This window comes from Billgrantia tianxiuensis (genome assembly GCF_009834345.1).
GTDB classification, from domain to species: Bacteria; Pseudomonadota; Gammaproteobacteria; order Pseudomonadales; family Halomonadaceae; genus Halomonas; species Halomonas tianxiuensis.
Genome location: NZ_CP035042.1, coordinates 3981439 through 3996733, shown reverse-complemented (window position 1 = coordinate 3996733; position 15295 = coordinate 3981439). Strand labels below are relative to the sequence as shown.

The window sequence follows — 15295 nt, the reverse complement described above, 5'->3', positions numbered from 1 at the left end:
GTTCGAACCGAACCTTGACTGGCTGTGACGACAGTCTCTCTGCTAATCTCAGGGCCTGTAAACTCGGTGAATTTTAATGGGAGGCATTAGTTAAGCTAATGTCGTGGATAGCTAGGTCGGTGTCGCCCAACGGCCTTCGGGTGTTCGAGGCGGCGGCACGACATTTGAGTTTTACCGCTGCGGCGCGCGAGCTGCGTTCTACCCAATCGGCGGTTAGCCAGCAGGTGCGCGCACTGGAAGAGCAACTAGGCTTGCCCTTGTTCGAACGCATCTACCGTGGCGTGAGGCTGACCGAAGCGGGACACGCGCTATTCGTCAGCGTGCAGGAGGGGTTCGCGACCATCGATCGCACCATCGAGCGACTTCAGCACAAGCATCGCCATCCTCACGTGAACATCCTCACCGACTTTTCGTTCGCGGCGTATTGGCTGATGCCGCGGCTGCCGCGCTTCCGCGAACAGCATCCGCATATCGACGTGCGCATCGTGACCAACCAGGGCGTGCTCGACTGGCGAGCCCAGGAAGTCGATGTGGCGATCGTGTTCTGTGACGAGCGAACTCTCGCTGGGGGCGTTCCCCTGCTGATTCGAGAAGAGGTCTTTCCGGTCTGCAGCCCGAGCTTCTTGCAACGCCATGGACCGATCGAGAACCTGGAGGCACTCAGCCAGTTACCGTTGCTGACGTTGACCGCCGATCAGGGGCAGAGCTGGCTGGACTGGCCGAGCTATTTCGAGCAACTGGCGGGAGTCGGCTATCTGGGATCTTCGGAACTGACGTTCAACAACTACACGCTGCTGATCCAGGCGGCGATCGCCGGACAGGGCATCGCCATGGGCTGGCATGGCTTGGTCGACGACCTGCTCGAGAACGGCATGCTGGTAGGGCTGAAAGCGCTTCGTTTACGCTCGCCACGAGGCTATGGGCTGGTCGATGCACGACCGGATTCACCCGGTGAGGCAAAGCGAGCCTTGCAGGAGTGGGTATTGGAATGCGCAGCGCAGGAGCGTGAGCGAAGGACGAAAGAATAGCGCGGAGAAGAGATGCCGGGCTGCACGCCCGGCATGAGCATCAAACGCCTAGTATCTCCTTGGCCTCGTTGAGCGCCTCCTCGGACTGGGCGTGGTCGCCATCGTTGTGGTACTGCTCGCCCTGTTCACGCAGCTCGCGCACCCGCGCGAGTTCGTCCTCGCTGAGCTGGGAAACCTTGGCATCATCCTCCAGCGCTTCGTCGATCTCTGACATGAGCATGGGGCACTGGCCGGCCCAGGCGGGCGCCATGAAGGCCATCAGCACCATGGCGGCAAAGAGTTTCTTGATCATTGTGTTTCCTCCCGTTTGGCGCGGCCCTGTCATTGCCATTTGGCCGCCCTGCAATTTGTCGATATCCCGCTAACGTCTGGGTGCCACCTCAGGCCGGTGACACGCCGTGTTCTGGTCTGGCGCTGTCAGTATAGATGGCCGCTGCGCTTCCTACCGAGACGATGAAACGGCAATCAACGGGAGCTTGTGACAGGAGGGTAGGGGTCGTAGGGTGTATAATAAATTCTTATTTATTTTAGATAAAAGGGAAGAATATCGTTATGGTTAGTTCGGGCGATCCAGCATCGACCAGCGACATGCACACGGATTACACCGTGGGCCAGGACAACATCGAGGGGCGGCTGGGGCCTATCGGCTTCGACATACACAATCGGGTCTTCGCCGTCTCGGCGCTCGCCTCCGTCGTTTTCATCATCCTTACCCTGCTGTTCCCGGAAAGAGCGGGTGCCATCTTCCAGGCCATCGTCGGTTTCGCCACCGGCACCCTCGACTGGTATTTCATGCTGGTGGTGGATTTCTTCATCCTGTTCTGTATCGCGCTCGTCCTGCTGCCCTACGGCTCGGTGCGCCTGGGCGGGCCCGATGCCCGTCCGGATTACGGCTATCTCTCCTGGTTCGCGATGCTGTTTTCCGCCGGTATCGGGATTGGCCTGCTGTTCTTCGGCGTGCTGGAGCCGGTCTATCACGCCAACGTCTCCCTGCCGCTGGGTATCCCTTCCCCATTCGGCGCCGACGGCGAGCTCGACCCGGCGGCCATCCCTGAGGCGACGGCCCTGGGCCTGGCCGGCACCTACCTGCACTGGGGCATTCACGGCTGGGCGGTCTACGTGGTGATGGCGCTGGCCCTGGCGATATTCACCTACAACAAGGGCTTGCCGTTCTCCATCCGTTCGGCCTTCTTCCCGATCCTGGGTGAGCGCGTGTGGGGCTGGTGGGGGCATGTGATCGACATCCTGGCAGTGTTCTCCACGCTGTTCGGGCTGGCCACCTCGCTGGGGCTGGGGGCGCAGCAGGCCAATGCGGGGATGAATTTCGTCTTTGGCCTCGAGGTCAGCGCCACGGCCCAGGTGATCATCATCCTGCTGGTCACGGCGGTGGCCCTGGTGTCGGTATGGCGGGGGCTGGAGGGCGGTGTGAAGAAGCTCTCCGAGATCAACATGATCATGGCGGTGCTGTTCTTCTTCTTCGTGCTGCTGGCCGGGCCGACGCTGGTGGCCCTGAGCGGCTTCTGGACGGGGCTTGCGACCTACGTGACGGAGTTCGTGCCGCTGTCGGCTCCCTTCGGGCGCGAGGATGACGCCTATCGTCAGGACTGGACGATCTTCTACTGGGCCTGGTGGGTGAGCTGGGCGCCGTTCGTGGGCATGTTCATCGCCCGGGTGTCGCGAGGGCGCACGGTGCGTGAGTTCGTCATCTGCGTGCTGCTGATACCCAGCCTGTTCATCTTCATCTGGATGGGGGTGTTCGGCAGCGTCGCTCTCGATCAGCTCTATGCCGCGCCGGAGATCAGTCTGGTCAAGGAGTACGTGATCGACAGCTACCGCCCCGAGCTGTCGCTGTTCGGCATGCTCAATGAGCTGCCGCTGACCGCGCTGATGTCGACCGTCGGCATCGTGCTGGCCTTGATCTTCTTCGTCACCTCGTCGGATTCCGGCTCGCTGGTGATCGACACCATCACTGCCGGCGGCAAGATCGATGCGCCCCGGCCGCAGCGCATGTTCTGGGCCACGGTGGAGGGGCTGATCGCCATCGTGCTGCTGCTCGGCGGCGGTCTTGCCGCGCTGCAGGCGGGGGTGACGGCCACGGCGATTCCGTTCTCCATCGTGATGCTGTTGATGTGCTACTCGATCGTCAAGGCGTTGAACGGCGAGCTGCGTCACCGGCGCCCCGGCAAGGCGTGATCGAGCGCTGCGGTTGCGCATGAAAAAGGCCGGCCGCGGCACCCTGTATCGGCAGGGAGACGCGGCCGGCCCGTTCGGCTTCGCCTCAGGCGACGGCGGCGATGCCGGCCTTGGCGACCTGTACGTCCTGGTCGGGCTTGACTCCCGATACCCCGACGGTACCCGCGACCTCACCATCGACCAGCACCGGAACACCGCCGGTGAGCAGGCCTGAAAGGGGGGCGGAGAGGAAGGCGTTGCGCCCGCCGTTGATCATCTCCTCGAAGACTTGGGTCTCCTTGCGGCCGAGAGCGGCGCTACGCGCTTTCTGTGTGGCGACATCCGGCGTCATCGGCGCGGCCCCGTCGAGGCGGCGCAGACCGAGCAGGTGGCCGCCGTCGTCGGCCACGGCGATGGTCACCGCCCAGCCGTTGGCTTCGGCTTCTTTCTGGGCCGCGTCGAGGATGGCGTTGACGTCGGTCAGGGTGAGTACGGGTTTGGTCTTCATGGGGTTCTCCTTGTTTAGTATTGGCTACGGGCTACGGCGGCTGATATCGCTCGCGGCCCGAGGCTCGTCGCCCGCTACCGGGCCAGTGACTCATCGACAATTTCAATCCAATGCCTGACCGGCGTGCGCCCTGCGCCGTTGAGGTGCGTCTGGCAGCCGATGTTGGCGGTCACGATGGTTTCCGGGTTGCCGGCCTCGAGGGCGTTGAGCTTGTTGTCGCGCAGCTGGGTGGCCAGCTCCGGCTGGGTGATCGAGTAGGTGCCCGCCGAGCCGCAGCAGAGGTGGGCGTCCTGGACCGGCGTGAGGGTGAAGCCGAGCTTGACCAGCACGCCCTCTACCGCGCCGCCGAGCTTCTGGGCGTGCTGCAGGGTGCAGGGGCAGTGGAAGGCCAGCCGGCGGCCCGCGTTGACCTGGAGGCTCGTCAGCTCCTCGTCGCGCAGCACCTCGACCAGGTCCTTGGCCAGTTCGCTCACGCGCCTGGCCTTGTCGGCGTAGGCCGGGTCGTCCTTGAGGATGTCGCGGTACTCCTTGACGAAGGCGCCGCAGCCGCTGGCGGTCTGGACGATGGCTTCTGCGCCGGCCTCGATATGCGGCCACCAGGCGTCGATGTTGGCCCGCGCGCGGGCGCGGCCGTCGTCCTGGGCGTTGAGGTGGAAGTCGACGGCGCCGCAGCAGCCCGCTTCGGCCACCGGCGTGAGGCCGATGCCCAGACGGTCGAGCACCCGCGCGGTGGCGGCATTGGTGTTGGGCGAGAGCCCCGGCTGCACGCAGCCTTCGAGGATCAGCATCTGGCGTGCGTGGCGCTTGTGGTCGGGGCGCGTGCCGGCATCCACCGGCTTGGGCGGCAGCTTGTCCTTGAGCTTGCCGGGCACCAGCGGCTTGAAGGTCTGGCCCAGCTTGAGCAGCGCCTGGAAGCGCTTCGGCTCCACCAGGGCCTTGCGCAGGGCGTAGCGCTGGGCGCGCTCGGCGGTGCTGCGCGGCACCCGACGCTCGATCTCGGCGCGGCCGATGTCGAGCAGCTTGTGGTACTCCACGCCCGAGGGGCAGGTGGTCTCGCAGTTGCGACAGGTCAGGCAGCGGTCCAGGTGCAGGCGGGTCTGCTCGGTGACGTTTTCGCTGTCGTCCGGGTTTTCCAGCATCTGCTTCATCAGGTAGATGCGCCCGCGCGGCCCGTCGCGCTCGTCGCCCAGCAGCTGGTAGGTGGGGCAGGTGGCGTTGCAGAAGCCGCAGTGCACGCAGCTGCGCAGGACGCGGTCGGCCTCCTGGATGTGCGGCTGCTTGAGGGCTTCCTCGGTGAAATGCGTCTGCATGTCGAAAGATCCTGTACGTCTCAGAACGCCGCGTAGAGCCGGCCGGGGTTGAACAGTCCCTTGGGGTCGAGCTGCGCCTTGAGGTTGCGGTGATATTTCATCAGCACCTCGGGCAGCGGCGTGAAGGGCTCCACCTCGGCCGGGCGCGGGCCGTAGCAGGTGGCGTGGCCGCCGACGGCCTGGCAGGCGTGGCGCAGGGCCTCGGCGTCGAGGTCGGCACGCAGCCAGCGCTGGGCGCCGGCCCAGTCGTGAATCATCAGCCGCTCGTCGGCGTTGGGCAGTTCCAGCGCCGGCGTGCGGTGAGGCAGCGAGAGCCGCCACAGCGGTGATTTGGTCTCGTCGAGCGGGCCGGCGCGGAAGAAGGGCAGGCGTTGGTCGCGCAGGGCAGCCCAGAAGTCGTTGTCGAGATCGTCGCCGCCGATGCGCGCACGGGTGGCGGCCACCGAGCTGGGGCCGCCTTCTAGGCGCAGGTGCAGGGCGCCGTCGAGCCACGCGGCGGCGCTGATCGGCAGTGGTTCGCGCCCCCATTCGGCCAGGCGCTGGCGGGCCTCGTCGAGGGAGAGCTCCAGGTGCAGGCTGTGGGTAGCCCCGGGCTTAGGCAGCACCTTGAACGAGACCTCGGTGATCAGCCCCAGGGTGCCCTGGGCGCCCACCATCAGGCGCGACAAGTCGTAGCCGGCAACGTTTTTCATCACCTCGCCGCCGAAGCGCTGCTCGTTGCCTTCGTGATTGATCACCCGGGCGCCCAGCACGAAGTCGCGCACGCTGCCGGCCCAGGGGCGGCGTGGGCCGGAGAGGCCGGTGGCGACCATGCCGCCCACGGTGCTTGCCGCGCCGTAGCGGGGCGGCTCGAAGGGCAGCATCTGGCCATGTTCGGCCAGGGCCGCCTCGAGCTCGCCCAACGGCGTGCCGGAGCGTACCGAAACCACCAGCTCCACCGGGTCGTAGAAGCTGATACCGCAGTGCTCGCGAGTCGACAGCTCGCTGCCTTCGACCTCGCGACCGTAGAAGAAGCGCGTGTCGCCGCCGACGATGCGCAGCGGGGTGCCCTCGGCGTTGGCCTCGCGAATACGCTCGGCCAGGGCTGCGCTGGCGTCATGGTCGGAGAGATGCGTTGCGTTTGCCATGGTCACTCCAGTTCAGCCTTGCAGGGTGCCGGGAGCGGTGTCGGCGCTCGCACTCTTGATGGTGCGGAACTCCGAGCAGCGCGCCGGGGTGGGGATGTTCTTGCCCGGGTTGAGCAGGTCGTTCGGGTCGAAGGCGGCCTTGGCGGCGCGGAAGGTGGCCAGTTCGTCGGGGCGGAACTGGGCGCACATCTGGTTGATCTTCTCGCGGCCGACGCCGTGCTCGCCGGTGATGGTGCCGCCGACCCGCACGCACAGCTCGAGGATCTCGCCGCCCAGCGCCTCGGCCACGGCCAGTTCGCCCTCGCGGTTGGCATCGAACAGGATCAACGGGTGCATGTTGCCGTCGCCGGCGTGAAACACATTCGCCACGCGCAGCCCATAGCGCTCGGAGAGGTCGCTGATGCCCTTGAGCACGCGGGCCAGCTCGCGCCGCGGAATGGTGCCGTCCATGCAGTAGTAGTCGGGTGACATGCGCCCCACGGCGGGGAAGGCATTCTTGCGCCCGGCCCAGAACTTGGCGCGTTCGGCGTCGTCGCGGGCCTGCTGGATGCCGGTGGCGCCGGCTTTCTCGAGTACCGCGCGCACTGTCTCGCAGTCGTCGTCGACATCGGCCTCGACGCCGTCGAGTTCGCACAGCAGGATCGCCTCGGCATCCACCGGGTAGCCGGCGCCAATGAAATCCTCGGCGGCGATGATGGCGAGCTTGTCCATCATCTCGAGCCCGCCCGGGATGATGCCGGCTTCGATGATGGCGCCCACCGCGTTGCCGGCCTTCTCCACGTCGTCGAAGCTGGCCATCAGCACCTTGGCGACTTCGGGCTTGGGCAGCAGCTTGACGGTGATTTCGGTGACTACGCCGAGCATGCCTTCGGAGCCGTTGAACAGCGCTAGCAGATCGAAGCCGGGGGCGTCCAGGGCATCGCTACCGAGCGTCATGCGCTCGCCTTCGATGGTGAGAATCTCGACCTTGATCACGTTGTGCACGGTGAGGCCGTATTTCAGGCAGTGCACGCCGCCGGCGTTCTCCGCCACGTTGCCGCCGATAGAGCAAGCGATCTGCGATGAAGGGTCCGGTGCGTAATAGAGCCCATAGGGCGAGGCTGCCTCGGAGATGGCCAGGTTGCGTACGCCGGGCTCGACCCGGGCAATGCGTGCCTCGGGGTCGATCTCGAGGATGCGCGCGAAGCGTGACATCACCAGCAGCACGCCGTGCTCCAGCGGCAGGGCACCGGCAGAGAGCCCGGTGCCGGCACCGCGGGTCACCACCGGCACGCCGAGGCGGTGGCACTCCACCAGCAGGCGCTGTACTTGATCGAGCGTGTCAGGCAGCGCCACCAGCATGGGCAGGGTGCGGTAGACCGAGAGCCCGTCACACTCGAAGGGACGCATGTCCTCTTCGCGGCTAAGCAGGGTCATGTCCGGAATGGCCTGGGTGAGGCTGTCGCGAATGGTCGCCCTGTCCAGCTTCGGCGCCGGACCGTCGAGTCGTTCGTCGTAGAGAATGTTCATGCAAGCGCCTCAATTGCGAGTCTTGGCGGCAAGGTTGTCCTTATGCAGGGCTCCAATCTGCGCCTTTGCGAGACCACCTGTCCAGTCTGCGGTCTACTGGTATGACCAGTTGTTCTTGGCTATGTTGGAAATTATTTTCATGATAAACCATGGCGCATTCGGCCGATCGACTCAAGGCGAACTTCACAGGCCCGGAGGAAGGCATGTTTCAGGACAATGAGCAGATGCTGCCGATGCGCACGCCCGATGCGGTGGCGGCGCGCCTCGAGCAGCTGATTCTCGATGGCGTGTTTCGCCCCGGGCAGCTGCTGCCCTCGGAGCGGCGCCTGTGCGATCGCCTCGGCGTCTCGCGCACCTCATTGCGGGAGGGGCTGCGCGTGCTGCGCAGCAAGGGCATCATCGTTACCCGGCAGGGGCGTGGGTCGGCGGTAGCGGCACTGGTACCGGGGCGAGACGACAGCCCGCTGATGCACCTTTTTCGCGACCACCCACGCACTCTGTACGACCTGCTGGAAGTGCGCTCACTGCTCGAGGGAGAGTCGGCCAGGCTCGCGGCGCAGCGTGCCACCCCGGCGGACCGGGTGATGATCCAGCGTCGCTACGAGGCGATGGTCGAGTACGTCAAGGACGGCGAAGCCATCGACGTGGAGCGGCTGGCACATCTCGATCACGCCTTTCATCTGGCGATCTGTCAGGCCTCGCATAACCCGGTCCTGGTGCATACGCTGCAGTCGCTTACCGACCTGCTGCTCAGCTCCGTGTTCGCGTCGGTGAAGAACCTCTACCATCGCGAGGTGCCGCGGCAAATGATCAACCGCCAGCATGCCCGCCTCTATCGGGCGGTGATGGAGGGCAAGCCCGAGGCGGCCCGTCGCGCCGCGCTCGATCATCTTGCCGGCATCGAGACACAGCTGCGCGAGATCGAAGCCGAGGACCAGCGTCTGGAGCGTTCGGCCATGCGACTGGGGAGTGGGGGTAGCCACCGTGGTGCAATTGACGCTCTGATTTTTTGAATGCATAATTAGATTTATTCGTTCTAGAAGTGAAGTTCCATGGACAAGATCAGGCAGAGTACGCTGCACGGAGAAGTGGCGGAAAGAGTTCGTGACATGATCGCCCAGGGCACCTTGGCTCCTGGCAGCCGGGTTCCCGAGAAGCAGCTGTGCGAACAGTTCGGCGTTTCCCGTACCCCCTTGCGAGAAGCGCTCAAGGTGCTGGCTCACGAAGGCTTCGTCGAGCTGCTGCCCAATCGGGGCGCGCGGGTCGCCAAGCTGACCCGCACCACGTTGAAGAACACCTTCGAAGTGATGCAGAGCCTCGAAGCCCTGGCGGGCGAGCTGGCCGGAGCGCGTATCTCCGATGCGGAGCTGGCCAATATCGAAGCGTTGCACTATCAGATGCTGGCGCATTACAAGAATGGCAACATGCAGGAGTATCTGCTGGCCAACCAGCAGATTCACGAGGCCATCGTGGTCGCCTCACAGAACGACGTGCTCATCGATGTCTACAAGAATCTCAACCATCGCGTGCGCCGGGTGCGGTTCACCGCCGAGCTCAGCAGCGACTACTGGTCCCAAGCCGTGAGCGAGCACGAAGCGATGATCGAGGCGCTGAGAAAGCGTGACGGCAAGGAGCTGGGTAGCATCCTGAGCTGCCACCTGCGTAACAAGGTCGAGGTCTCGGCGCTCGAGGAGATGGCCGAGTAGCGTCCTGCGCCATTTTGTTCAACACCTTTTCCATGCGATACGCAGATGCCACCCCCTGGGGTGGCATCTGCGCTTGGTGCTCATTGCCCCAGCGGCATGCGATAGAAGCGCACCGCATTGTCGTGGAACAGCCGGCGGCGTTCCTGGAGCGTGAAGCCTTCGGTGATGGTCGAAAAACCCGAGAAGATCGTGGCGAAGCTGGCCACCAGGCCGTCGACGGGAAAGTTGCTGGCGAACATGCAGCGTTCGACGCCAAAGGCCTCGATGGTTTCGAGCACGACGCGTCGATTCGTCTCGACGCTCCAGGGCTGTCCCGGCACGCCGATGCCGGAGATCTTCACCGCCACGTTGGGTTGGGCGGCCACTCGCTCCATCGCCCGGCGCCAGCCAGCGAGCCCGGCTTCGCTGCGATCCGCCGGCAGGCCGGTATGGTTGATGATGATCTGGGTCTCGGGATAAGACGCCGCCAGCTCGGCGGCCTCCTCGAAGTGCCACCAGGGCGTCTGCAGGTCGAAGGAGAGATCATGCGCCGCGAGCTGGGCGAAACCCCGACGCCAGGCCGGGTCGCCCATCGAGCCGGGGGCGCCGGGGAACACCTTGGCGGGCGAACTCGCGGCGGCGGGTTTGTGGCGAATGCCACGCACTCGCGGGTGGACACGGTGAGCGGCCAGTATCTCTTCCACATTGGGCCGGTCGAGCCGGGCCTGGGCGACCATCACCGTCGGCAGCCCCTCGCGCTCGGCCAGCTCATGGACCCAGCGGGTCTCCTCCACCGGTGTGCGAGGGTCCCACTCCGTCTCCACGAACACGCTGCCGATCACGTTGAAGCCCCGGGTATCCTGGCGATAATCCTCGGGCATGTAGTTGCGGCGAATGGCGCTGTAGTCGCCATAGCGAAAGGGAATGGGTGTCTTATCGCATAGCCAGGGCAGGTAATTGCGCTCGAGGTCCCAGAAATGCTGGTGGGCATCGATGATCGGAATGTCTGTCATGGTCATGCCCCTTGTGCATTGCCCTGTCGCGCTTGGTCTTCCAGCAGGGTGACGATGGCGGCGCCATCTAGCTCGCCCTTGCCTTGGGCGATCAGCATGCTGTAGAGCGAGTTGGCCATGCCGGCCATGGGCATGGCGACGTTCAGCGCGTTGGCCGCGTCCTGCAGCATGTGCAGGTCCTTGAGGATCTGGCGTGCATAGCCGCGCGGCTCGAAGTCGCTCTCCACCATGCGCGGCAGCAGATCGTTGAGCAGATTGCTGCCGGCGTAGCCCGAGGAGAGCGCTTCGGGGATCTTGCTCACGTCGATACCGAAGCGGTTGCCGAGATTGCAGGCTTCGGCAATCACGCAGTAGTTCGAGAGCACCAGCGCCTGGTTGATCAGCTTGGTGGCCTGGCCCGCTCCCACGTCGCCCATGTGGGTGAACTGGCCGAGCCGCTCCATGACCGGCCTTACGGCTGCGATGGCTTCTGCCGCGCCGCCCGCCATGATGGCCAGGCGACCTTCCGCGGCGGCGCCGGGTCCGCCGGACACCGGGGCGTCCACGAAGGGCATGCCGCTGCGCCGCTCGAGTTCCGCTGCCAGTCGCCGGGTCGTTTCCAGCTCCGTGGTGGAGTGATCGATCACGATCTTGTCGCCGCCCTGGTCGACCTCGGCGATGCCGTTCTCACCGAGTACCACCGCTTCTACGGCGGCGCTGGTGGTCACGCAGATCTGGATGAGATCGGAGCGTGCGGCCACGGCGGCTGGCGAGCCGGCAATGTCGGCGCCGCGGGCTTTTGCCGCATCGCAGTGAGCCGCTTCGATGTCGTAGCCGACCACCGAATAACCTTCGTCGATCAGCCGCGACACGAAGCCGCTACCCATCTTGCCTAGTCCAATGAAACCAACGGTGGAAATCGTCATGGTGAACTCCTTGCATTCTCAGCGCATGAAGCTTGGCAGCCACAGCACCAGATCGGCGGCGAAGGTGATGATGGCCAAGGTGGCGATGAGTGGGATGTAGAAGGGGACCAGTGCTTTCAACAACTGCCGCAGCGATACCTTGGCAATGGAAGAGACGAGGAACAGCGAGAGACCCATCGGCGGCGTCAGCAGACCGATCATCAGGTTGAAGATACACACGATGCCCAGGTGAACGGGGTCGACGCCGGCGAGCACCATGGGCGGTGCCACGATCGGGACGATCAACAGGGTCGCGGTGGTGGAGTCCAGGAAGATTCCTGCCACCAGGAAGATGAGATTGGCGATCAGCAGCAGGACCAGTGGCTCGTGCGATATTTGCAGGATGAAGGCGGCGAAGCGCTGGGGAATTTGCTCGACGGAGAGTATCCAGCCGAACATGGCCGCTGCCGCCACGATGATCAGGATGGCACTGGTGGTCCTGAGTGTGGCCAGTAGGGAGAACACGAGGTGCGACCAGGTGAGCTCCCGATAGAGAACGGAGCTGATGAAGACGACATAGGCTGCCGTTACCGCGGCCGCTTCCGTGGGAGTGAACAGTCCCATGAGCATGCCCGAGATCATCAGTGCTGGGGCCAGCAGGGCGGGCAAGGCCGGGATGAAGGCGCGATTGAGTTCCATGAGCGTTGGCCAGCGCTCGGCTCTCGGCATGTCGTGGCGCAGGGCCAGCAATGCCGCTGTGATCATCAGCAGCGCGATACAGATCAATGCCGGTACGATGCCGGCCAGTAGCAGTTGAACGATCGATACGCTGGTGACCGAGCCATAGACGATAAGAGGAATGCTGGGCGGAAAGATGGGGCCGACGACGGCTGAAGATGCCGTAACGGCGGCGGAGAAGGGCGCTCCGTAGCCGCGCTTCTTCATTGCCTCTATCTCGATCTTGCCCAGCCCGCCGACGTCGGCAAGCGCGGCGCCCGACATGCCGGAAAAGATCAGACTGGAGAATATGTTGACCTGAGCCAGTCCCCCGGCGCCCGGCCCACCAGGGTATTGGCGAAATGGAAGATCCGGTCGGTGATGCCCGACTGGTTCATCAGGTTGCCGACGAAGATGAAGATAGGGACGGCCACCAGGGGGAAGCTGTCCAGGGCATAGGTGACTCGCTGCCCCATCAGGCCCAGCGGCAGGCCTTCGAGTAACACGTAGATCGCAGAAGGAATCAGGATCGCATAGACGACCGGAAACCCGAGCAGAAAGAGAACGAGAAAGATGCCGAGGATGATCAAGCCCATGGAGGTGCCTTATACGCCGGAGTCGGATTTGTTATCGATCGTGCTCGTGCCTTGCAGAAGATGAACCAGGGCTGCGCCTAGGAGGCCAAGAACGGTGGTGCCGAAAAAGATCCAGTAGGGGATTTTCAGTACCGGGGTCGCCCTGTTGAAATTTGTCTGCACGGTGGTGGCGGCGGAGTAGGCAACAAATAGGCAAATGATGATTGAGGCCACCATGATCAGCCGGTTCAGCCATCGTCTCGGCATTGCCGGAAGGGCGTCACGCAGCTCCGACATCTGTATGTTCTCGCCGCTGGCGATGACCAGCGGATAGGATGAAAAGACGAGGCAAATCAAGAGAAAGCGTGTCAGTTCGCCGGAGCCGGGGATCGAGGTGCCGAGCAGATCACGAGAAAGCACTTGCAGGAAAGGAACCAGGATCATGCCGGCAAGAAGCAAGGCGCAGAAAATCTCGAGCCACTTTTTTCCGTATCTCATTTTTCACCCATCGGGTCATGTTCCGGCGAGAGGCCATTGCCCCTCGCCGGTGTATGGGCAGCTGGGTAGTTGCTCTAGCTGGACCGTTACTCCACTTCCCCGATCATCTCGATGTAGGGCTCGAAATTGGGGTAGTCGCGGTTGATCTGTGCCAGTACCTGCTCGCGGAAGGCATCGATATCCAAGCCATCCTCTTCGGTGATGATGGTCATGCCGCGCTGTGTCAGCTCCTCGATGAGCTCATCTTCGGTCTCTTGCGCCCAGCGCAGGGACTCTTCCGCTTTCTCCGTCAGCACGTTGGTGATGGCCTCCTGGTACTCCTCGTCCAGGGACTGCCATACGTTCTCGTTGATGAAGACGGCGAGGATGGAGTGCATGTGGCCGGTCATGGAGACATGCGACTGCACTTCGTGCAGGTTGTCGGAGCGGATCATGGTCAAGGGGTTTTCCTGACCCACGACCAGTCCCGTCATCAGGGAGGTGGGGAGTTCCGAGACTTCTACCGGGGTGGGGTCCGCGCCAAAGCCCCGAACCATGGAGATCCAGATGTCGAGCGGTACGGCACGAAACGGCTTGCCCGCCAGATCGTCGGGAGATGTCACGGGGAAGTTGGCCGTGATGTGGCGAGCGCCGCGATACATCCTGCCGATGATGCGCATGCCGGCCTCTTCGATCAGCTGTTCGTTCATTTCGCTGATGACCGGCGAGGTGGGGTCCGTGGCCCTGAGCGCATGCTCCGCATCGCGATAGATGAAGGGCGCGTTGAACACGGCGATGTCCGGTACGGATTGTGCCAGGGACGCAAACTCGTGGTGGGCCATGGAAATGGAGCCCAGCGAGACGCCGTTCACCATTTCGGACACGCCGCCCAGCTGGCTGGCCGGAAAGATGGTAATGCTGACGCCGCCGTTGGTGGCTTCCTCGATGGCGGCGGAGGCTTCCGAGGCGAAGCGGGTCTGCGCGTCGCCTTCCGCGCCGACATGAGCGTAACGCAAAGTAGTGGCGGAGACGGAAGCGGAGGCAAGCCCAAGGACAAAGGCTGCCGCAAGGGTGAGTGGGAACCGGTGTTTGAGCTTCATGTTGGACCTCGTTGTTGTTGTAGGGCGGGTGCCATGCCCTGGGGCTCTGCCCAGGGATGCGGGCGTGCCTTTGAAAAGCTAATGTTATTATGAACTCATAATTCATTATTTTTATATATACTTTCGTCTACCTCGCGTTGCGTCTCATGTTCATCAATGCGGGCTAAGCGCTGCGGTTGAGGGCATGATGCGCGCCCATCCGGCAGGCGATGGCGAAGGCGTGACGCATGGCTTCCACGCTGGCCTTGCCCTGGCCGACGATGTCGAAGGCGGTGCCATGGGCCGGTGTGGTGATGGGAATCGGCAGGCCGCCCTGAACGGTGACGCCGCGCTCGAAGCCCAGCAGCTTGAGGGCGATCTGGCCCTGGTCGTGGTACATGGTGACGACGGCGTCGAACTCGCCGTCGCGGGCGCGGCGAAAGAGGGTGTCGGCGGGGAAAGGGCCCTGGGCCGAATAGCCGGCGGCGATGCAGGCCTCGACGGCGGGCGCGATGACGTCGATCTCCTCTCGTCCGCAGGTGCCGCCCTCGCCGGCGTGGGGGTTGATCGCCGCCACCGCGATGCGCGGCTGCGTCACGCCCGCTGCCACCAGGGCATCGTGAATCAGGCGGGTGGCATTCAGGATGCGCTCCGGCGTGACGTAGCTGGCGGCCTCGCTGAGCGGCACGTGGGAGGAGATGCGCGAGGTCCAGAGGCTGCCGAGAGTATTGAACTCGCACACCTCTCCCGGGACCTGCAGGTATTCGGCGAAGAAGTGCAGCTCGTCCTCATGGCGCAGGCCGCCCCGCTTCATGGCCAGCTTGTTGAGCGGCGCAAAGCAGATGGCATCGATTCGTCCCGCCTGGGCAGCGTCCAGGCAGTGGGCCAGCACCTTCAGCACCGAGGCACCGCAGGCGGCATCGACCCGGCCGAACTCGACCTCCTCTGGCCGGATGGTGTCCAGCGGCAGCAGTACGGGGCCGGCCTGGCCGCGGACCTGCTCCCAGGAGGCGATCTCGGGCAGCGTAAGAGAAGTGCCGGCCACCCGCTGGCCTTCCTGCCACAGCCAGGGGTCGCCCACCACCACCACGTCGGCCCCTTCGATTGCCTGGCGGTCGGCCAGCAGCTTGGCGACCAGCTCGGGGCCGATGCCCGCCGGGTCGCCCAGGGGCACGGCGATGCAGGGTCTTGAGTGGGTCATCTCGGGTCTC

Annotated in this window: 14 protein-coding genes and 1 pseudogene; 4 read left to right on the top strand and 11 right to left on the bottom strand. The window is 64.2% G+C overall.

Annotated elements, in window-relative coordinates; translation table 11 throughout:
* Nucleotides 1-119: 119 nt before the first annotated feature.
* Nucleotides 120-1028, top strand: coding sequence for a choline sulfate utilization transcriptional regulator (locus EKK97_RS18600; protein WP_234286669.1), 909 nt, complete (start codon nucleotides 120-122; stop codon nucleotides 1026-1028).
* Nucleotides 1029-1068: 40 nt separating this feature from the next.
* Here EKK97_RS18600 and EKK97_RS18595 read toward each other — a convergent pair whose 3' ends face one another.
* Nucleotides 1069-1320 (bottom strand): hypothetical protein, encoded by a 252-nt coding sequence (locus EKK97_RS18595; protein ID WP_159554172.1) that lies wholly within the window; start codon nucleotides 1318-1320, stop codon nucleotides 1069-1071.
* Nucleotides 1321-1616: 296 nt separating this feature from the next.
* Between EKK97_RS18595 and EKK97_RS18590 the strand changes: the two genes are divergently transcribed.
* On the top strand, nucleotides 1617-3221 hold the full coding sequence (locus EKK97_RS18590) for a BCCT family transporter (RefSeq protein WP_201296921.1): 1605 nt from the start codon (nucleotides 1617-1619) through the stop codon (nucleotides 3219-3221).
* 85 nt (nucleotides 3222-3306) lie between these two features.
* Here EKK97_RS18590 and EKK97_RS18585 read toward each other — a convergent pair whose 3' ends face one another.
* From EKK97_RS18585 to glcD, 4 genes are all read right to left on the bottom strand, one after another.
* On the bottom strand, nucleotides 3307-3708 hold the full coding sequence (locus EKK97_RS18585; RefSeq protein ID WP_159554168.1) for a GlcG/HbpS family heme-binding protein: 402 nt from the start codon (nucleotides 3706-3708) through the stop codon (nucleotides 3307-3309).
* A gap of 74 nt (nucleotides 3709-3782) precedes the next feature.
* On the bottom strand, nucleotides 3783-5018 hold the full coding sequence (gene glcF, locus EKK97_RS18580) for a glycolate oxidase subunit GlcF (protein ID WP_159554166.1): 1236 nt from the start codon (nucleotides 5016-5018) through the stop codon (nucleotides 3783-3785).
* A 20-nt stretch (nucleotides 5019-5038) separates the two neighbouring features.
* A complete protein-coding gene (gene glcE / locus EKK97_RS18575) occupies nucleotides 5039-6145 on the bottom strand; it encodes a glycolate oxidase subunit GlcE (protein ID WP_159554164.1) in 1107 nt (368 codons plus the stop codon).
* 12 nt (nucleotides 6146-6157) lie between these two features.
* Complete coding sequence (gene glcD / locus EKK97_RS18570) at nucleotides 6158-7654, bottom strand: glycolate oxidase subunit GlcD (RefSeq protein ID WP_159554162.1); 1497 nt, start codon at nucleotides 7652-7654, stop codon at nucleotides 6158-6160.
* Between the two features lie 203 nt (nucleotides 7655-7857).
* Here glcD and glcC point away from each other — a divergent pair, with 203 nt between their 5' ends.
* Nucleotides 7858-8667 carry a transcriptional regulator GlcC gene (gene glcC, locus EKK97_RS18565; protein ID WP_159554160.1) on the top strand — a complete coding sequence of 270 codons (810 nt, stop codon included), beginning with the start codon at nucleotides 7858-7860 and terminating at the stop codon, nucleotides 8665-8667.
* 39 nt (nucleotides 8668-8706) lie between these two features.
* A complete protein-coding gene (locus EKK97_RS18560; protein ID WP_159554158.1) occupies nucleotides 8707-9360 on the top strand; it encodes a GntR family transcriptional regulator in 654 nt (217 codons plus the stop codon).
* Between the two features lie 80 nt (nucleotides 9361-9440).
* On the opposite strand, the gene EKK97_RS18555 is transcribed toward EKK97_RS18560, so the two are convergent.
* The 6 genes and pseudogenes from EKK97_RS18555 to EKK97_RS18530 all read right to left on the bottom strand — a co-directional run bounded on the left by EKK97_RS18555 (nucleotide 9441) and on the right by EKK97_RS18530 (nucleotide 15285).
* A complete protein-coding gene (locus EKK97_RS18555; protein WP_159554156.1) occupies nucleotides 9441-10352 on the bottom strand; it encodes an amidohydrolase family protein in 912 nt (303 codons plus the stop codon).
* 2 nt (nucleotides 10353-10354) lie between these two features.
* A complete protein-coding gene (locus EKK97_RS18550) occupies nucleotides 10355-11257 on the bottom strand; it encodes an NAD(P)-dependent oxidoreductase (protein ID WP_159554154.1) in 903 nt (300 codons plus the stop codon).
* 18 nt (nucleotides 11258-11275) lie between these two features.
* Nucleotides 11276-12549 (bottom strand): annotated as a pseudogene (locus tag EKK97_RS18545) (TRAP transporter large permease).
* A gap of 9 nt (nucleotides 12550-12558) precedes the next feature.
* Nucleotides 12559-13026 carry a TRAP transporter small permease gene (locus EKK97_RS18540; RefSeq protein ID WP_159554152.1) on the bottom strand — a complete coding sequence of 156 codons (468 nt, stop codon included), beginning with the start codon at nucleotides 13024-13026 and terminating at the stop codon, nucleotides 12559-12561.
* An 86-nt stretch (nucleotides 13027-13112) separates the two neighbouring features.
* On the bottom strand, nucleotides 13113-14105 hold the full coding sequence (locus EKK97_RS18535; protein WP_159554150.1) for a TRAP transporter substrate-binding protein: 993 nt from the start codon (nucleotides 14103-14105) through the stop codon (nucleotides 13113-13115).
* A 163-nt stretch (nucleotides 14106-14268) separates the two neighbouring features.
* Nucleotides 14269-15285, bottom strand: coding sequence for a 4-hydroxythreonine-4-phosphate dehydrogenase PdxA (locus EKK97_RS18530; RefSeq protein ID WP_159554148.1), 1017 nt, complete (start codon nucleotides 15283-15285; stop codon nucleotides 14269-14271).
* Between the last annotated feature and the right edge of the window lie 10 nt (nucleotides 15286-15295).